General features: G+C 68.9%; 17 protein-coding genes. 7 read left to right on the forward strand and 10 right to left on the reverse strand.

Annotated elements, in window-relative coordinates; all coding sequences use genetic code 11:
- The first annotated feature begins 124 nt into the window (after nt 1-124).
- From Q9G87_RS25940 to Q9G87_RS25955, 4 genes are all read left to right on the forward strand, one after another.
- A complete protein-coding gene (locus Q9G87_RS25940; RefSeq protein ID WP_305919069.1) occupies nt 125-535 on the forward strand; it encodes a BlaI/MecI/CopY family transcriptional regulator in 411 nt (136 codons plus the stop codon).
- A complete protein-coding gene (locus tag Q9G87_RS25945; RefSeq protein ID WP_305919070.1) occupies nt 511-1,428 on the forward strand; it encodes a M56 family metallopeptidase in 918 nt (305 codons plus the stop codon). Before Q9G87_RS25940 ends, Q9G87_RS25945 begins: the two co-directional genes overlap by 25 nt.
- Before the next feature lie 152 nt (nt 1,429-1,580).
- Nucleotides 1,581-3,443, forward strand: a complete 1,863-nt coding sequence (locus tag Q9G87_RS25950) for a PA domain-containing protein (RefSeq protein ID WP_305919071.1) — start codon at nt 1,581-1,583, stop codon at nt 3,441-3,443.
- Between the two features lie 308 nt (nt 3,444-3,751).
- Entirely contained in the window at nt 3,752-4,489 is a 738-nt protein-coding gene (locus tag Q9G87_RS25955; RefSeq protein ID WP_305919072.1) for a PIG-L deacetylase family protein, read from the forward strand.
- 325 nt (nt 4,490-4,814) lie between these two features.
- Here the strand turns inward: Q9G87_RS25955 and Q9G87_RS25960 are convergent, their stop codons facing one another.
- On the reverse strand, nt 4,815-5,972 hold the full coding sequence (locus Q9G87_RS25960) for an FAD-dependent monooxygenase (protein WP_305919073.1): 1,158 nt from the start codon (nt 5,970-5,972) through the stop codon (nt 4,815-4,817).
- Between the two features lie 78 nt (nt 5,973-6,050).
- Here Q9G87_RS25960 and Q9G87_RS25965 point away from each other — a divergent pair, with 78 nt between their 5' ends.
- On the forward strand, nt 6,051-6,641 hold the full coding sequence (locus Q9G87_RS25965; RefSeq protein ID WP_305919074.1) for a TetR/AcrR family transcriptional regulator: 591 nt from the start codon (nt 6,051-6,053) through the stop codon (nt 6,639-6,641).
- A gap of 131 nt (nt 6,642-6,772) precedes the next feature.
- On the opposite strand, the gene Q9G87_RS25970 is transcribed toward Q9G87_RS25965, so the two are convergent.
- From Q9G87_RS25970 to Q9G87_RS25985, 4 genes are all read right to left on the reverse strand, one after another.
- On the reverse strand, nt 6,773-9,082 hold the full coding sequence (locus tag Q9G87_RS25970) for an FtsX-like permease family protein (RefSeq protein WP_305919075.1): 2,310 nt from the start codon (nt 9,080-9,082) through the stop codon (nt 6,773-6,775).
- Nucleotides 9,075-9,752, reverse strand: coding sequence for an ABC transporter ATP-binding protein (locus tag Q9G87_RS25975; protein WP_305919076.1), 678 nt, complete (start codon nt 9,750-9,752; stop codon nt 9,075-9,077). The genes Q9G87_RS25970 and Q9G87_RS25975 overlap by 8 nt, the downstream gene beginning before the upstream one ends.
- A gap of 116 nt (nt 9,753-9,868) precedes the next feature.
- Nucleotides 9,869-10,441, reverse strand: coding sequence for a TetR/AcrR family transcriptional regulator (locus tag Q9G87_RS25980; protein ID WP_305919077.1), 573 nt, complete (start codon nt 10,439-10,441; stop codon nt 9,869-9,871).
- A 426-nt stretch (nt 10,442-10,867) separates the two neighbouring features.
- Nucleotides 10,868-11,404: a hypothetical protein gene (locus Q9G87_RS25985; RefSeq protein ID WP_305919078.1), complete on the reverse strand. Its 537-nt coding sequence runs from the start codon at nt 11,402-11,404 to the stop codon at nt 10,868-10,870.
- A gap of 94 nt (nt 11,405-11,498) precedes the next feature.
- Between Q9G87_RS25985 and Q9G87_RS25990 the strand changes: the two genes are divergently transcribed.
- A complete protein-coding gene (locus Q9G87_RS25990) occupies nt 11,499-13,337 on the forward strand; it encodes a cytochrome c oxidase assembly protein (RefSeq protein ID WP_305919079.1) in 1,839 nt (612 codons plus the stop codon).
- A 54-nt stretch (nt 13,338-13,391) separates the two neighbouring features.
- Here Q9G87_RS25990 and Q9G87_RS25995 read toward each other — a convergent pair whose 3' ends face one another.
- The 4 genes from Q9G87_RS25995 to Q9G87_RS26010 all read right to left on the reverse strand — a co-directional run bounded on the left by Q9G87_RS25995 (nt 13,392) and on the right by Q9G87_RS26010 (nt 17,206).
- Nucleotides 13,392-14,342: a cation diffusion facilitator family transporter gene (locus tag Q9G87_RS25995; RefSeq protein ID WP_305919080.1), complete on the reverse strand. Its 951-nt coding sequence runs from the start codon at nt 14,340-14,342 to the stop codon at nt 13,392-13,394.
- A 427-nt stretch (nt 14,343-14,769) separates the two neighbouring features.
- Nucleotides 14,770-15,681, reverse strand: coding sequence for a M56 family metallopeptidase (locus tag Q9G87_RS26000; protein WP_305919081.1), 912 nt, complete (start codon nt 15,679-15,681; stop codon nt 14,770-14,772).
- Nucleotides 15,678-16,043: a BlaI/MecI/CopY family transcriptional regulator gene (locus Q9G87_RS26005; protein WP_305919082.1), complete on the reverse strand. Its 366-nt coding sequence runs from the start codon at nt 16,041-16,043 to the stop codon at nt 15,678-15,680. The genes Q9G87_RS26000 and Q9G87_RS26005 overlap by 4 nt, the downstream gene beginning before the upstream one ends.
- Nucleotides 16,040-17,206 (reverse strand): MFS transporter, encoded by a 1,167-nt coding sequence (locus Q9G87_RS26010; RefSeq protein ID WP_305919317.1) that lies wholly within the window; start codon nt 17,204-17,206, stop codon nt 16,040-16,042. The genes Q9G87_RS26005 and Q9G87_RS26010 overlap by 4 nt, the downstream gene beginning before the upstream one ends.
- Nucleotides 17,207-17,309: 103 nt before the next feature.
- On the opposite strand from Q9G87_RS26010, the gene ccsB reads away from it, so the two are divergent.
- Nucleotides 17,310-18,212: a c-type cytochrome biogenesis protein CcsB gene (gene ccsB / locus Q9G87_RS26015; RefSeq protein ID WP_305919083.1), complete on the forward strand. Its 903-nt coding sequence runs from the start codon at nt 17,310-17,312 to the stop codon at nt 18,210-18,212.
- Here the strand turns inward: ccsB and Q9G87_RS26020 are convergent.
- Entirely contained in the window at nt 18,197-19,312 is a 1,116-nt protein-coding gene (locus tag Q9G87_RS26020; protein WP_305919084.1) for an MFS transporter, read from the reverse strand. The two genes, ccsB and Q9G87_RS26020, sit on opposite strands and share 16 nt — an antisense overlap.
- Nucleotides 19,313-19,484: the final 172 nt, after the last annotated feature.

Here is a 19,484-nt window from a genome sequence, read left to right on the forward strand (position 1 = left end):
CCGCGCGTCCATATGACTGCGAGCACCCCGGGTAACTGTTTGGGGCTTGAGGTGGGTTTCGATACGGTTTGCGGGTTGTAGCCACATGCCATGGTGGCAAGCTCCGGAGAAGTGGAGACGCCGGATGGGGGAGTTCGGGCCGCTGGAGCAGGCGGTCATGGAGTGCCTGTGGGCGGCGAGCCGGCCGCTGCTGATCCGCGACGTTCTGGAGCAGGTCAATCATGCGCGGGAACGGCCACTCGCGTACACGACGCTTCAGACGGTCGCCGATCGGCTCGCCCGCAAGGCTCTGGTCACGCGCAGCCGGGTCGGCACAGCGATCGCCTACGCGCCCACGCGGTCGCGCGAGGAGCATGTCCTCGCCGTGATGCTGGACGCGCTGTCGGACCTTCCTGATCGCGGTCCCGTCCTGGCCAGATTCGCCGAGAGCGTCGATTCGGAGGACGCCCAGAGGCTCCTCGACGCGCTGGCCGACCGGGGCGCGAGCGGCCCGACACGGAGTGAGGGGCCATGGCAGGAAACATCGCGGGACTGATCGTCCTCGCCTTTCTGACGACCCACCTCGCCGGCCCGATGGTCGCACGCGCGGGGTGGCTGCGCCGCCATGCCGGCCTCGCCGTGGTGGTGTGGGCCGGTGTCGTGGCGAGTGTGGTCGTCGTGCTCCTGGCGCTGATGGGCTCCGTGCTCGCCTGGCCGCCCGGGCCGGTGCATTCCTGGGTCGAGCACCTGCTTTCCTGCCTGCCGGGACACACGCACAGCGGAGAACTGACCACGATGGCGCTCGCCCTGGTGTCCGGCGGGGTGCTGTTGCGGGCGCTGTACGTGGGCGCGGCTCGCGTGCGCCGCACGACCATCGGGCGGCGACGGCACCACGACATGGTGCGGCTGGTCGCGAGGTATCCGGACGACCCGGACGACGTCTGCCTGATTGAACATCCCGCACCGGTCGTCTACTGCCTGCCGCGACGTTCCCGGCCGATCGTGATGACCACCGGCGCCTTGGAGCGGCTGGACGCCGACCAGCTGAGTGCGGTGCTGGAGCACGAACGCACCCACCTACGGCGTAGGCACCACCTCCTGCTCGCAGTGGTCGACGCGGTCCAGGCGGCGCTGCCGTGGTCGGCGACCATCCGGCACGCCCGGAGCGAGCTGTCCCGGCTGGTGGAGATGGTGGCCGACGATGCGGCCGCCCACCGCTGCGGCCGCGCCCCGGTGATCGGCGCACTCCGGCGGCTCGAACTCGGCTCCGGCCCGCCGGGCGGCCTGGCCGCCACCGGCGAGTCCCGGCAGTTGCTGGACCAGCGGATCGCCCGCCTCGAATCGGAAGAGGCGCCGGGCAGGCTCAGCGCGGGAGCCGCGATCGCGCTGGCGCTCTCCCCGCCCTTCGCCCTCGTCGTTGTTGCGGTGGGATTACAGCTTTCATGTTGATAAGTTCGCATTTAACACCAAAACCGGACACTTCCCACCTGTAGCTGTAAGTCTCCTACGAAATGTAGGAGAACCTCTTCCGTGCTGCCGGTATCGGCCCTTATGTTCCCCGTATTGCCATCCTCTGCCACCACTACGGAGGAATTTCCCCTATGAGGCACAAGGCCGGCCGCTTAGCGGTAGCCGCAGCCATCGCTGCAGCCGCAACACTGGCATCACTGGCACCGTCCGCGTTCGCGCACGACGGTGCGACAAGCAGCGACGGCGCGATCGACAACGCGAAGATCACGCACAACCACCACCAGCACGGCGGCGACCACGGCCACCTGCCCGCATCGAGTGCCAACGTCGAGCTCATCAGCAAGCTCGCGCTGAAGAACGTCGAGCCGGAGAAGATCGCGGACGTCGGCGTCTTCAAGGGTTACGCGTACCTGGCCGCCTGGGGCGGCGCCACGTGCAAGTACAACGGCGTGCACGTCGTCGACATCAAGAACCCCGTGCAGCCCAAGGAAGTCGCGTTCATCGTCGCGAAGGAGGGCAGCGCGCCCGGTGAAGGCGTGCAGGCACTGAGCATCGACACGCCTGCCTTCAACGGCGACATCCTCGTCACGAACAACGAGGTCTGCAAGGGCCACACCGGAGTCGGCGGGCTGAACATCTACGACGTCAGCGACCCTGCCCATCCGACCCCGCTCGCGGTGGGCATCGGCGACGAGACCGTCGCGGGCGCCGGCAAGAAGGACGCGAACGAGATCCACAGTGTCTTCGCCTGGGACGCGGGCAACAAGGCCTACGCCGTCATCGTGGACAACGAGGAAGGCCCAGATGTCGACATTCTCGACATCACCAACCCGAAGAAGCCCAAGGTCATCGCGGAGTACGACCTCGACGAGAAATTCCCCGGCATCACCCAGCGGGGCCTCGATGAGGTCTTCCTGCACGACATGGTGGTGAAGGAGATCGACGGCAAGCAGGTCATGCTGCTGTCGTACTGGGACGGCGGTTACGTCCAGATCGACGTCACCGATCCGCTGAGCATCTCCCTGCTGGCGGACAGCACCTTCGCCGACCCCGACACCGAGGCGCTCGAGAGCGGGCTGACGGTCAGGCCGGAGGGCAACGGCCACCAGGCCGAGTTCACCCTCGACAACAAGTACGTCCTCGCCGCCGACGAAGACTTCTCACCGTTCGCGCTGAAAGCCTCAAATGTCACGGACGGCACGGAGATCAACGCCGGCCAGGGCGACGGCACCAAGAAGCTCGAGCCCGGGCAGACGCTGACCGGCGTGACCAAGTTCGTGGGACGCGCCTGTCCCCCGCCCGACGATCCCGCCGTCCCCGCCGGGGACCCGAACGTCGTCGACATCGCCGTGGTGGAGCGGGGCCTCTGCACCTTCTCGGAGAAGGTCGACAGCGTCATCAAGGCCGGCGGCTACGACGCCGTCCTCATCTTCAACCGCACCGGCACCGATGGTTGTGACGGCTCCCTCGGCATGAGCGTCGAAGGTGACATCCCGGCCTTCGGAGTGGCGCCGCGCAGCCAGGGCTTCGCGATCTTCAACCAGCCGTACGACAACGCCGCCTGCCTCGCCGGCACCGGCCCGGAGCGGCTGCCCGTGCCCCTGGGGACGGCGGGTGACACGCTGACCTTCTCGTCGTACTTCGACGGCTGGGGCTACGTGCACCTGTACGACCGCAAGACCATGGCCGAACTCGACACGTACGCGGTGCCCGAGGCGCACGACCCCGCGTACGCGACCGGAAAGGGCGATCTGTCGGTGCACGAGGTGGCGACGTCCGCCAAGCAGCCCGACCTCGCCTACTTCTCCTACTACTCAGCGGGCTTCCGGGTGACACGGATCGTGAACGGCAAGATCCAGGAAGTCGGCCACTTCATCGACGAGGGTGGCAACAACTTCTGGGGTGTGCAGGTATTCGAGCACAACGGTCAGGAGTACGTCGCCGCCAGCGACCGTGACCACGGCCTCTACATTTTCCGCTACACCGGCAACTGACCACTGACGAGTGAAGCCGATGCCGCTCCGGCAATCAGCCGGGGCGGCATCGCCGTCTCTGCCGACCCTATTCAGCCCTGTATTTCCGACGCGGCAAACCTGTGTGAACGTTGGTGACGTCCCGCACCTGCGTCCAGGGCCCTTCTTCGAGGTAGACGCTCTTGCATGGCCTGCGCAACAGTGCACGACGCGCAGATGACTCTTTTTCCGATTTATCAGGATTGATTACACACTCTTGCGCGCTCCATGAAAGTTTGGCTTAACTCCAGACATAGGCACTTTTATGCCAGATGGAGGAATGCAGATAAATGTCGGAGCGTATGCTGCTTATTGGTGTTTACGGGATGGAGCTGGTGGAGTGCGGAGGAGCCCTGGCGGCCAATGTCGCCGCAGGCGGCCAGTCGTTCGCCACCCTCATGCTGTGCCGCGAGCGCATGCGCGCGGATGTGAGCAAGGCGGCGGACGTGCTCGGCGTCGAGGTCGGCTTCCTGGGATTCCGCAATGGGTACGTGGCCGTGGACGAGGAGCACAAGCGCGCCCTGGTCCGCGCGATCCGCACGGTCCGCCCGACGATCGTCATCACCCAGGACCCCGAGCACTCCTTGGCCGATCTCGATCCCGACCGGCGACCGGCCATGACGCTCATCCTCGAGGCCCTCGGGCTGGCTTCCCGCGACTTCGCCGACGACGACGGCCTGGAGCCGCATCCCGTGCCGACCATCTACTACATGACCCCATCGCGCCCCAACTGCGTGGTCGACATCGCCCCGCACTGGGAGCAGAAGGTGGCCGCCATGGATCTCTTGGAATCGCAGATGGAGTTCTCCGGCCGGCACTGGACCGAACAACTCACCCCTGCCGACCTCGAAGCCCTGGTGCCCGGCTTCGCTGGGTTGAGCAGCGACCTCGAACGCGGACGGGCCGTCCACCGCGCCCTGGACAAGGCAGTGCACATCTACCACGGCATCGGTCATCACGGACGCTATGCCTTCGCCGAGGCCTACCGCCGGGAAGGCGACTTCTACCTGCCCACGCTGATGCGCTGATCGAGTTCGGACTGATCATCTGCGCCTTTCGGCGGCCCTCGGCCACCGAGTGGCCCGCCACGACCTCGCCCAGCTGACCTGACCACGCCCTGGGCGAACCGGCCGACCGTGGCCGACTTCAGGTCGCATGATGTCGCTGTGTTCTCTGGCGGTCGACACTGCGCCTGACGCGAGTCACGGTCGTCGCCGTCCGGACGTGTGCATGTACGCCTTCGCAAGTCCGCCGCGATCTCCGTTGTAGGGGCATGGCGTTCAAGAGCAGGCGTGTGCCCGGGCGCTGAGATGGGTCAGGCTGGTCAGCGCAACGGCTCGACGCGGTGATCGGTCACGCCGGAAGGAGCCGGCGCAGGCGGGCCGCAGGCGCGGAAGTGGCGATGCGGACGGGCAGGTCGCGTAGCACCAGGTGGAACGGACTACGCGGGATTTGCACACGTGCGTTGCGCCGGCCGATCCTTTGCTTCTTGCGCGCTTCGGGGTGAAGGGCGGTCTCCCAGACGTGGAGTGCCGCGGGGATGTCGCCTTGGGCCTCGGCGAGGGCGGTGCCGAGGCGGTCGGCCGCCCCTATGGCGAGTGAGGCGCCGTAGCCTGCGTAGATCGGCATCAGCCAGGCGGAATCGCCCAGCAGGACCACTCGTTGCTTACTCCATTGGCCGAGGACGATCTCGCTGCCGCTGTCGAAGTGGACCGCTTGGCTGTGGCGGAGCCGGTCAAGCAGATCGGGCACGATCCAGCCGAGGTCGCCGTACCTGTCGGCGAGCGCTTGTGCGGAGCCGCGTGCGAGTTCCGCGGCCGGGTCGGTGGTGTGGTAGGCGAAGATGCCGGCGGTCCGGTCCGGGCCGATGTTGAGGATGCCGAGCGTTCTGCCGGTGGTGGCGAGTGAGGTGAAGACCCGTTCCCCCAGCGTCTCTGGGAGCCGGTCCAGCATGAATGCGGCGACCATGTGGTTCAGGTCGCGGCGGAAGGTCTCCTCCGGGCCGAACAGGAGCGAGCGGACTTTCGAGTGGCGGCCGTCGGCGCCGATGAGCAGATCCGCGCTCTCGACCGTGCCGTCGGCGAAGACCGCGCGTACGCCTGTCGCGTCCTGTTCGATGTCCTGGAGTTCGGCGTCGAAGCGGATGTCGACCTGGTCGCGTACGGCGTCGTACAGGACTGCTTCGACGTCGCTGCGCAGCAGGTTGAGGTTGCGCCCGCCGAGCATGGCTTCGACGTCCCGCGCACGTGCGGAGAACCGTAGCCGCCCGTCCGGCTTGACGAAGACCAGGTCGAAGGCGCCGAAGTGGCGTTGCCTGAGTTCGGTCAGGATGTTCAGCCGCTCGGCGGCCTCGTACCCGAGTCCGGACAGGTGGAGGACGTAGCCGCCGGTGCGGCGGGCAGGCGCGCGCTCGAACACCACTGGCTCCCATCCGATCTGCCGTAGTCGTAACGCGGTCGCCAGGCCGGCGATGCCGGCTCCCACGATGATCGCCTTTCTGGTTGTGCTCATGGCAGAGCCCCTCACGTAGTATGAGCGGTGTGTTCATTCCAAGGTATGAGCGGAATGCTCATACCGCAAGGGAGATCCATGTCACCGCGAGGCGTAGCTGTTCCCGAGATTCGTCGCAGGCTGTTCGACGCGGCCCGGACCGTACTCCTGAGGGAGGGGCCGGGTGGGCTCAGCGGCCGGGCGATCACCCGTGAAGCAGGGGTCGCGACCGGGCTGCTCTACAACCACTTCGGCGATCTCGACGGCTTTCTGACCGAGTTCATCGCCGACGGCGCCCGCGAGAATGCGGGCGTCCTCGCGCAGCTGGGTTCGCGTGTAGGCGCGGGCACCGTGGCAGGCAACCTGACGCAGGCGGCTCTTGCCTTCGGCACTTACTTGCCTGCTGCCGTGGAACTCGTCCGAGTGCGGCCCGCCTTGACCGACCGGTTGCATCAGGCGCTCGCCTCGAATCTGCCGACGCTTGCGGAGATCCAGCGGTCCTTCGCCGCCTACCTCGCCGCCGAGCAGGAACAGGGAAGGCTGGGCCCCGGCACCGACACCGGGGCGCTGGCTCTTGCGCTCGTTGCCACCGCGCATCACCTGTTCACGTCACAACCTCCGCCCAGTGCGGATCCGGATGAAGATCTGCGGAGGGTCGTCTCCGCGCTCATCTCGGCGCCGCGGGCATGACGTCGCGTCATCCGCCGTGCATTTGCCGGATCAGGCCGGTGAAGTCCAGTTGCTGAGCGGCCACGACGAGGCCGATGATCGCCACGGCGACCACGAGCAGGATGAGCAGTGTCTTGCGCATCGGGATCCCTTTAGACGTAGGCGAGGGCTTGGCGGATGGTCAGGCGGGCCGCTCGTCGGGCTGGGGCCGCTCCGGCCACGGCCGAGCCGGCGATCGCGGCCAAGGCCCAGAGGGCGAGGGCCAGGGGCGAGAGGGTGAGCGGCAGTGAGGTGCGGAAGGCCAGGTCGCCGAGCAGGTTGCCAATGGCCCAGCTCAGCGGGAGCGCGAGCAGGGTGGCGGCGAGCCAGCTGAGCACGCCGATGAAGACGGTTTCGCCGAGCACGACCTTGAGGACCGTGCGCGGGGTGGCGCCGATGGCCTGCATGACGGCGAACTCACGGGTGCGTTCCACCACGCTGGTGCCGGTGGCGGCGGTCAGGCCGAGCACGCCGACGATCGCCATCAGGACGGCGAGGGCGATCAGCGCGCCGATCAGCACAAATATGTGGCCGTCGATCGCCTCGCGGAGCTCGGTGGTGGCCAGGGTCGCGCTCTCGACATGGGCATCTCGGAGGGTGCGCTGCACCGCCGCGGTGTCGGAGGTGGCGATGCGCAGGTCGCGGGCGGGATCGGCGTGTTGTTCGAAGGCGGTCTTGGTGACGTAGGCGGTGGCCGGGGAGCCGATCTCGCGTACGGTGCCGACGACGCGCCACGTGCTGGCGCGACCGTCGAGCTTGAGGGTGAGCATGTCGCCGGGCTTGGCGTCGGGGAGCGGGTTGGCGGCCATCGAGTTCAGCACGACGGCGTTCGTATCTCCGGGGCGCAGCCATCGGCCCGAGGTGACGGGCAGGTCGAGCACGCGGGACTCCTCCGGCACCCCGCGCAGGCTGAAGCTGCCGTGGCCGCCGTCGGGGTAGGTCGAGACCACGTCTCCGGCGGTGGTGGGGGCGCGGCCCCACGTTTCGACGCGAGTGACGCCGGGGGTTGTGCGGATGCGCTCGACCAGGGCAGGGTCGGCGGCGGCGAGCCGTACTTCCATGTCGTAGTGGCGGGCGGCCATGCCGTCGTCGACGGTGCGTTGCCACGCAGCGGCCACGTTCAGGCCGGACAGGAACAGCGCGCCGCCTGCTGAGAGCAGGCCGAGGGTGAGCGCGAGGCGTGCCCGGCGGCGGAAGGCATTGCGCAGGGCCAGGAGCAGGGTGCGGCTGAGGCCGGTCAGCCGGGCCGAGACGGTTTCCGGGCGGACGCCGTAGTCGCTGATCGCCTCGCGGACGGTGATGCGGGCGGCCCGGCGGATGGGCACGGCCGCCACCAGGAGCGGAACCAGTACGGCCGCCGCCAGCTGGGTGGCGTACACCCACAGCGGGACGGCCCGGCTGTGCAGGTCGAGATTGAGCAGGTCGGCGATGACGTCGGCGTAGGCGCGTCCGGCCAGTGTGCCGGCCGGGACGCCGACCGCGGCGGCGGCCAGTCCGAGCAACAGCACCTGGACGGCGTATAGGCCGGCGATCTGGCCGGTACGGGCGCCGACGGCCTTCATCACCCCGATCTGGCGGATCTGCTGGACCAGCATGCCGCCGATCACGGTGGCCACCAGGATCCCGGCCAACACGAGGCCGAGCACGGCGAAGATGAGCAGCATCAGCATGAGCGCCTGCATCTGGGACTCGTGCGGGTGCTTGCCCGGGGGCGGCACCTGGACCTCGTGCACCTGATGCCCTTGGGCGCGCAGCCAGGCCGCCAGGTCACGGCTCGTCCGTGTGATGCCGTCCTGGGTGGTGGCCTGAGTGCGGATCTTCAGCTCATCGAGCGGGCCACCGTCCAGCGCGGCGAACGTCTGCGGGGTGATGTAGCCGTAACCCGCGCGCTCCTGCCAGGCGGGAGCCAGAGCGGGGTCGTGCACCGTGCCGGAGACGGTGAGGGTGCGGCTTTCACCGCCGGGCAGGCGTACCTCGACAGGCCCGGACGGCACCATGTCCCGGGCGGATCGTTCGATGAGCATCGTGCCGGAGGGTGGGGGCCAGGCGCCGGACTCGCGGGTGAAGGTGGCGATCCGCAGGTGGTCGAAGTCGGGGACCACGAACAGCACCAGCCCCCGCCACTCATCCGGCCCGATCCGCATCCGGGCGGTGACGGTCGCCCTGGCCTGAGCATCGGAGATACCGGGGCGGGCGCGCACCTGCTCGACGAGCGCGGCGTCGACCCGATCCAGCTCCAGGGTGGCCGCGGCGGGCGCGGTGCCGAGGTAGTTGCGGGAGATCTCCCTGGAGGCGATCGCGTTCGCGCTGAGCACCGCGCCGATCCCGGTCACCCCGGCCGCGATGGCCACGACCATCATGACCGTACGCCCCCAGGCCAGCGCCATGTCGCGGCGGAGCTTGCGCCAGCGCGGCCTAGACATGCGCCCTCACCGTCCCGTCGGCCAGCTCCACAGTCGAGGTGATGAACGGGGCCGCCTCGCTGCCGTGCGTGACCATGACCACGGTGGTGCCCCCGGCAGCGATGGCCGCGAACAGCTCCAGCACCTCGATCGCGGTCGCCGAGTCCAGGTTGCCGGTCGGCTCGTCGGCCACCAGCAGCGGCGGGTCATTGGCCAGCGCGCGGGCGATGGCCGCCCGCTGCTGCTGACCGCCGGACAGCGCGGCGGGCAGCTTGTCGGCTTGCTCGGCGATGCCGACCCGCTCCAGCAACGCCAGCGCCCTGGGGCGGCGCTCGGCGCGTGGGTAGGTGTCGCAGAAGTCCATGGGCAACATGGCGTTCTCGGCGACGGTCAGCGTGGGCAGCAGCTGGAAGAACTGGAACACCACCCCGACGTTGCGCCCACGCCAGACGGCCAGCGCATGCTGGTCCAGCTCGTGCACGGCTGCCCCGGCGACGTGCACCTCGCCGCTGGTCGGCCGGTCGATGCCGGTGATCATGTTGATCAGGGTGGACTTGCCGCTACCGGACCGGCCCACCACGGCCAGAAACTCGCCAGGATCAGTCCTCAGCGAGACACGGCGGAGCGCGGTGAACGGCCCCTGCGGGGTGTCGTAGGTCTTGATGACCTCGCGTACGTCGATGACGGGCATCGAGCCTCCTGTCGGAACATCGAGTCAGTTACAGAACACGATGTTCGGTATGGGGAAGCCGGGTCAATCGACGAAAGCCCAGTTCAGTGCGCTAGTGAACAGATCGGCGAAAGTGTTCAGATCCCGTAGGCGGCCTGCACGCCAGGCACGATGAGCCGCATGTACATGTCGGCCATCTCCTCGGCCGTATAGGGCAGATCATTGTCCAGCCACCACACCAGCAGGCCGAGCAGTGAGCTCAGCAGGAACTCCATGGTCACGTCCACCGGCACCGCGCCGTCCCGGTGCGGCAGGAACTCGGGCATCCGCCGTGTCATCGCTTCCTTGATCCGGCGGCGCAGCCCGGCCCGCATGACCTCCGCGCCACGCTTGCCGGCCAGCGCCTTGTACAGGTCGCGCTGCCGGTCGGCATGCTGAAAAGCGGCCAGCACCGGGTTCGGCTCGGCACGGCTGGCGAAGTGGCGCTCCATGTGCTCCTCGAACGCCGTCGCGAGTTCCTCCAGGTTGCTGAGCAGCAGGTCGTCCTTGTCGGTGTAATGCGCGTAGAAGGTCGAGCGGCCGATGTCCGCGCGGTCGATGATGTCCTGCACGGTGATCCGGTCGTAGCCCTTCTGCAGGATCAGCTGCACCAGGGCGCGGCGAAGGAGTTCCCTGGTCCGCCGCACCCTGCGGTCCGCGACTGCCGGCATCGAACCCTCCAGATTCCGAACACTGTATTCAGCACCATACGCAGTGTTCATGAACCGACGGCGGTCAGCCCTATGGCATGGATGCCCCGTGCGCCACCGACCCCGCTCCCCCAACCACGATGCCCTCACCGCCGCGCGGCGTCGGCAACGAAAGTAAGCCAATGCGTTCGTCAGCATGGAAGCCGAAGGTTCGCACTCACAGGTGATTCACCAACACGCTCAGCGCCCATATGAGCACGATGGCGGCAAGCACAAACAACAGCGCCACCCCGGCACCCTTCACCCAAATCTTCACCCGGCCATCGTGCAGCCGCGTGGACGGAGAGAACAAGGGCCGTTGGGCGGGCATCGGGTGGCGACGCAGTATTCCTGTGCGAGCGGTGGGTGCGCCGGCCTGGCGGGTGCTCGACCGCGATCCGTCCACCGTCAACAGGTAGCGGCCTTGGGCACGTCCGCACCGTATCTCGTCCATGAGCACACTGTCTTGAACGAGATCTTCCAAACGCCGTCCTGGAACACCGCCCGGCCGCGCCCCCGTGAGAGCACGACCGTGTCGTCGCGGGAAAGGGAGTAGACGACTTCGGCCTCCGCCGGGGAGTCGAATCTTATGGTCTCGACGCTGCCGTCCATCCTGCGAAAGCGTTCGTCGTTGGAGAATGCCTCCACCATGAGCTCGTTGAGCTCCCCGTTCTCGACGACGTCCGCCCTCTCCGCGACCGACACCTGCGGGCTGAAGAACCTGTCCCACGCCCGCCTGATCTCATTCTCGGCCTGCCCCGGGTCGAGGGGTGCGGTCGCAGTGGGTGAAGGGGTCGGCGACGACGTCGGTGGCGGTGCGGTGCTGGTGACCGGGGTGCTGCTGGTGGGTGCGGCAGGCGTGGGCTTAGGCGGCGGTGGCTCGCCGGTGCAGCCGGTGAGCACGAGAACGGCGGTCAGCAGGGCGAGAGATGCTCTGGGATTCATGGTCTTGGTCTCCAGACTTCGACTGGGCGGAGCACTCGACGACGCTATGAGCGCGGCCGGATGATGGCCAGGCGATCCCTGGGGAGGAGGCCTGATGACCGGTCGCCGGATGTGGGTCTATGGTGGCGCGGCGGTGGCGGCCGCTGTTCTCGTCATGGTGGTGACGCTCCAGGCCGGGGGCGGCGGGCCGCAGCCGCAGATCAGTGACCTGCCCTCGCCGGGACTTGTCACCGATTGGGGCCTGCCGCTCTGCAGGCTGGCTCTGGATCTGTGCGGCGTGGTCGTGGTCGGCTTCCTGGTCACCGGCGTCGTAGTGAGCCCGCCCAGCGAGCAGAGCCGGGCGGTAGTGCGGGCGGCCGGCAGGTGGGCACTCGGCTGGGCGCTCAGCGCGGGCGTGCTGTTCTTGCTGACGCTCTCCAACCTCGCCGCCGTGCCGGTGACAGACGTCCTGCCGGACGGGCCGCTCCTGCTGTACGGGCTGAGCCAGGCGGAGGGGCGGGCACCGCTGATCGTGCTCGTCGCCGCCGTCGTGACGGCCATCGGCACTCGGGCACGACCGTCCGCGGCAGGGCGGGCGGCGTTGATATTGGTGGCGATCTTCGGCCTGCTGCCCATGGTCTACGTCGGCCATGCGGCCTCGGCCGACCATCACGACATCGCTCTGTCGGGGCTGGCGCTGCACGTCGTCGCCGTGGCCGTCTGGGTGGGCGGGCTCGCGGGGCTGCTGCTCTACCTGCGCGACTCCACGGAGCTGTCCGTGGCGCTGCCACGCTTCAGCGCGATCGCCCTGTGGTGCTTCATCGCGGTCGCGATCTCCGGCACGGCCAACGCATGGGTGCGTATGGGCGCGGTGAGCGACCTGTGGAACACGTCCTACGGGCAGTTCGTGCTCACCAAGACCGCGGCTTTGGGGGTGCTCGGGCTCTTCGGGTGGAACCATCGCCGCCATACTGTGGCCCAGGCCGGCCATGCCCCGGCGCGGCGCACCTTCGCACGGCTGGCGGCAGGCGAGATCGCCGTCATGGCGGCCGCCATCGGCCTGGCGGTCGGCCTGTCCCATACGCCGCCACCGCCCAGCGTCGGGCACCACCAGCATCTCCTGCTCGACTACGATCTCGAACCGTTCACGATCGGGGGCCTGTTCACCGAGATACGGGTCGATCCCCTGATCGTGCTGGCGCTGCTGGGACTCGCCGTCGGCTATCTGGCGGGGGCGCGCACGGCGGAGAGGTGGCCATGGCGCTACGTGACGTCGTGGTTCGGTGCGCTGGCCATGCTCGTGCTCGTCCTGATCGGCGGGTTCGGTGGATACTCCCGAGCACTGTTCGCCGCGTATGCCGTGCAACTGGCCGTGCTCGGTGTCGTCGCACCATTGCTGCTGATGGCGGCGGCACCGCTCACGCTGGCGGCCCGTACTCTTGGACCGTCGATCGACACTCTGCTGTACAGCGACACCGCCCGCCGGCTCACTCATCCCATGGTGGTGCTGGCCCTCTACGCGGTGCCGTACCCGCTGCTCTACCTCACCGGCTGGTTCTCCGCGGCCCTCGCCAACCATCCCGTCCACCTGATCACGCAAGCGTTCTTCGCCGTGACCGCCATGCTGTTCTTCTGGGTCGTCATCGGCGTCGATCCCCTACCCCGGCCGGTGCCCTGGCGCACGCGAGCCCTGATGCTCGCCGTCGCGGCGGGAGTGCACGTCTTGATGGGTGCGCTGTTATTGGCGGGGCCGATCCAGGCGGAGGATTGGTTCTTCCTGACGGCGCCGCCGCTGGCCACCGACCTGGTCGCCAGCCAGCGGATCGGCGCCATCACCGCGGGCAGCGTCGCCCTGGTTGCGATGGCTTGCCTGGCTGTCACGCTCGGCATGCAGCGCCACGCCGCCGCGAGCCGGATGGCCGCCCTCCACCCAGTCACCGATGAGTCGCGGTGATGGCGGCGCACAGCTCGCCGCCGCGTCGCGGCACCGGCCCCTGAGATGAGTCGGTTAGCGATGCGCGAGCAGGGGTGCGTGGTGATCGGTCCCGTCGGGGCCGTCGGGGTCGGCGTGTACGGTGGCGGCCCTCAGCCTCGGGAGGTCGTGGATGAGCCGGTGCTCGGCCTCGACGGCCACGGCATGCGCTTCGACCAGCGACAGCTCGTGATCGACCTGGATGTCCACTTCGGCGCGCATGGCGTGCCCGATCCAGCGCAGCCGCACTGACCCCACTCTTTTGATGCCTGGCACTGCGGCCAGGATGTGCTCCGCCTGCTCGATCAGCGCCGGGTCGACAGCGTCCATCAGGCGATGGTAGATCTCGCGGGTGGCGTCACGCAGGACGAAGCAGATGGCCACAGTGATCAGCAAGCCCACGATGGGGTCGGCGATGGGGAAGCCCAAGGCGGCGCCGCCCGCGCCGAGGAGCACGGCCAGCGAGGTGAAGCCGTCGGTACGGGCATGAAGGCCATCGGCTACGAGGGCGGCGGAGCCGATCTCGCGGCCGACCTTGATGCGGTAGCGGGCCACGAGCTCGTTGCCCAGGAAGCCGACGAATCCGGCGCCGGCCACCCAGGCGAGTGCCTCCACATCCTGTGGATTGATGAGCCGTTTGATCGCCTCGTACCCGGCCAGTCCCGCTGACGCCGCGATGAGCAGCACGATGACGATGCCGGCCAAGTCTTCGGCCCGGCCGTAGCCGTAGGTGAATCGGCGGGTGGCCATCCGCCGGCCCACCGAGAACGCGATCGCCAGCGGGACCGCGGTCAGCGCGTCGGCGAAGTTGTGCAGGGTGTCGCCCAACAAGGCCACCGAGCCGGAGAAGGCGACGATGACCGCCTGGGCCACGGCGGTGACCATGAGCGCGGCGAAGGAAATGGCCAGCACTCGCATGCCGCGGCTGCTGGACTCCAGTGCTGCATCGGTCTTGTCCGCGCTGTCGTGGCTGTGCGGGGTGATCACGTGCTTGATCGAACCCAATGCCCGCTTGATCCCATGACCATGCCCATGTCCGTGGCCGTGCCCATGACCATGGCCGTGCTGATCCGACATATCCGCCCTTACTCGCCTGAATTGGACAACGCAGGCAGTATATGTAGTCATGTGCGCACGCGACAACGAATCAGGTGCCACTCTTACGCAGCAGCGCATGCGACGTACATGCAGGTCAGCGCCGTTCTCGGCGCCTTCCGCAGCTCAACGCCCACCCTCCTCCGCTTCTGGCCCGTGTGAAGCCGTCCGAAGCGCCCCGCACATTTTTCAGCAGACGATCAGCCGGGCGCAGGAGTTGGGGATGGCGGAGCACAGTTAGCACGCAACGCGCTGACCGGGAGCATGCTGTCCTGCCCGACAGGCGGGTGAACTATCCGGGAGCGACGGGATAGTTCTGTCACTGGGGGAGTAGGAACAGGCTAAGCGGGGTGCTCGCCACCGTCAGGGCGACCGCCAGGAGCAGGGCACGTACCGGCCATGACGTGCGGGACGGCACGGTCAGGCGGGTGATGCGGGCGTCGAGGTCGTGACCGGCTCCACCGAGCGTGCCGGGCGGGGAGGCGATGCGGTCGCAGGCGCGGAAGCGGTGGAGCGCGGCGGCCAGGGTCACTCGGTCGTGCTCACGAGCTGCGCGGTCGTCGGCGCGCATCTCGACCAGGAGCGCGACCGCATCCAGCATCGCGCGCACCTGCCGGCTGGCGGGGAAGGCTCGGTGGAGGGCAGCGAACGGAAGGATCACCAGGTCGTGGCGCTCGCGGGCATGCGCGCGCTCGTGCGCCAGCACCGCGCGTAGCTCCTGGTCGGTGAGCAGATCGAGGCTGCCGGTGCTGACGACGATCGCGGCCTTGCGCCCTGGCACGCAGTACGCGACCACCGCAGGGTGCGTCACCACCAGGGCCTCCTGGAGGTCGGGGTGGGGATGCGCGATCAAGCCGAGCAACGACCGCTGCCGGCGACGCAAGGCCGCGACGGAACACGCGCTCCAGGCGAAGGCGACCGCGATCCAGGAGATCAGCGCGACGCCGCAGGCCGTGAGGAGAAGATGGAAGACGGTGACCGCGGTCGGCAGATCGCCGCGTGCCAGGTCGCGCGCGAAGCTGACGACCGCGGGGACAATGCCGAGCCGGTACGGGGCCATGCCGATCGCGAGCGCCGTGCCGACCACCGACAGGATTAGGGTCAAGCCGATGGCCTGCCAGATCAGCAGCGAGGTGCGCGGCGCTCGCCACGCGTGCCGGGAACGTGACATCGCCGCCATGGCGAGCAGGGATGCCAGGAGGGTGAGGACATGGTGGGCGGCATAGGTCACGACGGCTCCTGACCGTGGGGGAGCGCCTGGCGCAGCGCTTCGGCTTCTTCCAGGCTGACCGAGCGGGCGAAGTGGCCCAGTGCGGCGAGCCGGTCGCCGGTCTCGCTCAGCGCCGAGAGCATCAGCTCGGCGACGTACGCCTCGCGCCCGGCCGCAGGGCGGTAGCGCCAGGTGCGCCCGTCGTCGTCGCGTTCGCGGCGGATGAAGTCCTTGCGGACGAGCCGGTTCATCACGGTCATCACCGTGGTGTAGGCGAGATTTCTGTCGCTGAGCCGGTTGACGACCTCGCGTACGGTCAGCCAGTCGTCGGTGCTCCACAGCACTTCCATGATCGAACGTTCCAGCTCGCCGAGGCTGTTCACGCCCCCTCCTCAGGTCCTGCGGGCTCCAGAGTGGGGACGGCGAGCACGGCCGCGACCGCCAGCGCCGCCGATGCCGCCCCGGCCAGGTACGGTAGCGCCGCCCCGAGGTCGAACAGTAACCCAGCCGCGGCCGGTCCGACGATCCGGGCGGCGGCGCCAGCCGACTGTCCCGTGCCTAGCCGCGCCCCGCGCTGCTCGGGTGGTCCTGCGGCCGCCAGGAGGCTGGAGATGGTCGGGGTGAGCAGGCCGTGCCCGGCTGCCAGCACGCAAACCGCAGCCAGGCACTGCCACCAGGTCACAGCCAGCGGGATCGCCACCATGCAAACGGCCATCGTCACCGCGCCGATCGCCGCCACCCGCGCATCGCCCCAGCGGCGGGCCAGCCAGGCCACCAATCCTGCCTGAACTGCGGCCATCGCCAGCCCGGCCGCCGCGAGCGCCAGGCCGATCGAGGTGGCGTCCCAGCCATACCGATCACGGCCGAGGAACGCCAGTGTGGTCTCCATCCCGACGAAAGTGGCCATCGCGAGGAAGCCGGTTCCGGCCAGCAGTGCCACCGGCCTGCGCAGCCCGCGGTCCGGGGTGGGCATCTGTCGACGGTCCCGCGCCGTCCGCGGACGGCGCGGCTCGGGCAGCCAGGCGAGGGCGGCGGCGAGGTTCACCGCCGCCAGCCCTGCCGCAGCGTACGCGCACGCGGCGAACCCCAGCGGCGCCAGCGCGCCACCGAGTGCCGGCCCGATCACGAACGCCATCCCGATGGCGGCCCCCATCTGCGCCATCGCCCCGGTACGCCGCTCGGCGGGCACCGCATCGGCCAGGTACGCCTGCGCCACCGAGATGCTCCCGCCGCACGCCCCGGCCAGCGCCCGGCACGCGAGCAGCCAGGCGAGCGAGGTGGCCAGGCCGGTGAGCGCCATGGACAGGACCGACCCGGCGAGGGCCAGCAGCACCAGGGGCCGCCTGCCGTACCGGTCGGACAACCTGCCGAGCACAGGTGCGGCGACGAGCTGCGCCACCGAGTAGGCGCTCATCAACGCCCCGAACCACAGCCCGGTGGCGCCGAGATCGGCGGCGTAGAACGGCAGCGCGGGCAAGATCAGCGTGAAGCCGAGCAGATCCACGAACACCGTGGCCGAGATGATCGCCTGCGCCGAACGCCGCATCACGTCCCTTTCTCATGGGCGGGGCGGATAAGCCACCGCTACTACAGTGTGTAATGCTACAGCGTGTAGTAGACGGTCCTCCGGGAAGGCGGGACAAACACTGATGAGCGAGCTCATGGCCTCGCTGAGCGACATCGCCATGTTCATGGCACTGATCGGGTACGTCGTGGCATTACTCGCCTTCGCCGCCGAACAAGCCCTCGTCCGCCATCGCACCCCGGCACCTGACCTGGTCACGGCAGGCGGACCTACGCAAACAGCCGCCTCGGTACCGCCCCCGTCTGTTCTCGTGACCTCTCGCTTTGCGCCACGATGGCTGCTCGGCACCACCGCCGTGCACGCCCTCGCCGTCACGCTTCGCGGCCTGGCCGCCGGCGCAATGCCCCTGAGTAACATGTACGAGTTCGTCGCGGCCACGGCACTGGCCGTGTCCTTCTCCTACGCCGTCCTAGCCCACCTACGTCCCGAGGCGCGCCCGCTGGGCCTGTACGTGGCAGGCGGGCTGGCGGCAGCGCTCGGCTGGGCCATTACCAGCCTCTACACCGAGGCCGGCCCTCTCATCCCGGCACTCAAGTCCGGCTGGCTGGCCATCCATGTGACGGCCGCAGTGGCGGCCAGTGGCGCGTTCACTTTGGGTGCCATCGCCTCCGCCCTGTTCCTGCGCGCCCACGCACGTGGCACCGTCCACGGCCTGCGTCCCGGCCAGCTGGACAAGTTGGCTCGTCGGCTGCACACGTTCGCGTTCCCGGTCTGGACGTTCGCCGTCATCGCCGGCGCGATCTGGGCAGACAGCGCCTGGGGCCGCTACTGGGGATGGGACCCCAAGGAAGTGTGGGCGTTCATCACCTGGGTGGTCTACGCCGCCTACCTGCACGCCCGCGCCACCCGCGGCTGGAGCCCGCGCCGGGTCGCGCTCATCGCCGTCACCGCCTACGCATGCCTGCTGTTCAACCTGATCGGCGTGAATCTGCTGCTGAACTCGCTGCACTCCTACGCCGGACTGTGACCACGCAGCATCAGCGGCACCACGAGGAAGGCGAGACCGGCGGTGAGGAACGCGGCCGTGCCGAAACCGCCGGCCACCGCTCCCACCAGCGCGACCACGCCCGGTACCGCCGGCTGCGCGATACCCCACGACGACCCCTGGACGGCGAACCAGCGCGGCCGCTCCGACTCGGGCGCCACATCCGCGACCATGGCCTGCCAGCGGCCGAGCAGAATCCCGTTGGCGGCCGTCCAGGCCAGATAGGCGGCAATGGTGGAGGGAACGCTGTCCACCCGAGCCATGGCCAGCGCGAGTACGCCGAGCAGGACGGCCCCACCGGCCAGCGCCCGGCCGTGCGGCAGCGCGTCCACCATCCGGCGGGTGGCCCACAGCGCCACAGGGGACAGCAGCGCGGCGCCGGTGAGCGCGATCCCGGGCAGCCATGCCGGGGCGCCGCGCTGCAGCAGCACCAAGGGGATGAACATGATCACCGCGAGGTAGCCGACGGCGAACGCAGTGCTGGCGGCGGTGAGGTGCAGCAACCGCGCCGGAGGTCGCCAGCGCCGTCCGCCCTCGTCTGCGGTCATACTCTTGCCGATGTCGCGCGGCAGGAACGCGAGTGCCACTCCGCAGGCCGCCAGGCAGGTGACCGCGTCGACCACCATCAGCCACCGCACTCCGAGCGGCAGCAAGGCCGAGGCGATCAAACCAGCGATCGCGCCCGCCGCCACCAGCGCGCTGCCCAGCAGCGCGTACAGCCGTTGGCGCTGCTCTCCTACGGCCACCTGCGCCACCAGTTCCTGGGACGCCGGCTCGTAAATCTCAAAAGCCAGGCCCACCAGGGCGACGGCGACCAGGATCTGCGCCGGTGTCCGCGCGGCTGACAGGGCCACCAGTGAGAGCCCCGTCGCACCCAGCCCGACCGCGACCACCACCCGCGGCGACAGCCGATCCAGCAGCAGCGCCCCGCCCCATCGTGAGATCAGCGCCGCGACTCCGAAGACGGCAAGAGCGACGGGAGCCAGCTCGGGGCCCGCGAACACGGCGAGGAAGGCCAGCGCGTACGCACCCAGCTGGTTGAGGATCCGCACCCACAACAGCGCCTTGGCCGATCTCGGCACGTTTTGCTCCCATCGTCGAAGTGAACACCTCAGGGTGCCATGCGCCGGGCTTGTACCTGACGCGACGTCACGGCATAGCGTCCTCGACAGGTGATCGATATGACCGAACGGCGCTGGAAGATCGGCGAGCTCAGTCGGTTGCTCCTGCACAGCGCGATCGTGGGATCAAGCG

Source organism: Nonomuraea turcica (assembly GCF_030718205.1).
In the GTDB taxonomy this organism is placed as follows: domain Bacteria; phylum Actinomycetota; class Actinomycetes; order Streptosporangiales; family Streptosporangiaceae; genus Nonomuraea.

Excerpts from the sequence above, each read along its gene's own strand:
- ccsB (WP_305919083.1), top strand. The coding sequence starts at position 17,310 with ATGAGCGAGCTCATGGCCTCGCTGAGCGACATCGCCATGTTCATGGCA.
- Q9G87_RS25960 (WP_305919073.1), bottom strand. The coding sequence starts at position 5,972 with ATGAGCACAACCAGAAAGGCGATCATCGTGGGAGCCGGCATCGCCGGC.
- Q9G87_RS26010 (WP_305919317.1), bottom strand. The coding sequence starts at position 17,206 with ATGCGGCGTTCGGCGCAGGCGATCATCTCGGCCACGGTGTTCGTGGAT.
- Q9G87_RS25985 (WP_305919078.1), bottom strand. The coding sequence starts at position 11,404 with ATGAATCCCAGAGCATCTCTCGCCCTGCTGACCGCCGTTCTCGTGCTC.
- Q9G87_RS25945 (WP_305919070.1), top strand. The coding sequence starts at position 511 with ATGGCAGGAAACATCGCGGGACTGATCGTCCTCGCCTTTCTGACGACC.
- Q9G87_RS25975 (WP_305919076.1), bottom strand. The coding sequence starts at position 9,752 with ATGCCCGTCATCGACGTACGCGAGGTCATCAAGACCTACGACACCCCG.
- Q9G87_RS25955 (WP_305919072.1), top strand. The coding sequence starts at position 3,752 with ATGTCGGAGCGTATGCTGCTTATTGGTGTTTACGGGATGGAGCTGGTG.
- Q9G87_RS25940 (WP_305919069.1), top strand. The coding sequence starts at position 125 with ATGGGGGAGTTCGGGCCGCTGGAGCAGGCGGTCATGGAGTGCCTGTGG.
- Q9G87_RS25990 (WP_305919079.1), top strand. The coding sequence starts at position 11,499 with ATGACCGGTCGCCGGATGTGGGTCTATGGTGGCGCGGCGGTGGCGGCC.
- Q9G87_RS25970 (WP_305919075.1), bottom strand. The coding sequence starts at position 9,082 with ATGTCTAGGCCGCGCTGGCGCAAGCTCCGCCGCGACATGGCGCTGGCC.
- Q9G87_RS25980 (WP_305919077.1), bottom strand. The coding sequence starts at position 10,441 with ATGCCGGCAGTCGCGGACCGCAGGGTGCGGCGGACCAGGGAACTCCTT.
- Q9G87_RS25950 (WP_305919071.1), top strand. The coding sequence starts at position 1,581 with ATGAGGCACAAGGCCGGCCGCTTAGCGGTAGCCGCAGCCATCGCTGCA.
- Q9G87_RS25965 (WP_305919074.1), top strand. The coding sequence starts at position 6,051 with ATGTCACCGCGAGGCGTAGCTGTTCCCGAGATTCGTCGCAGGCTGTTC.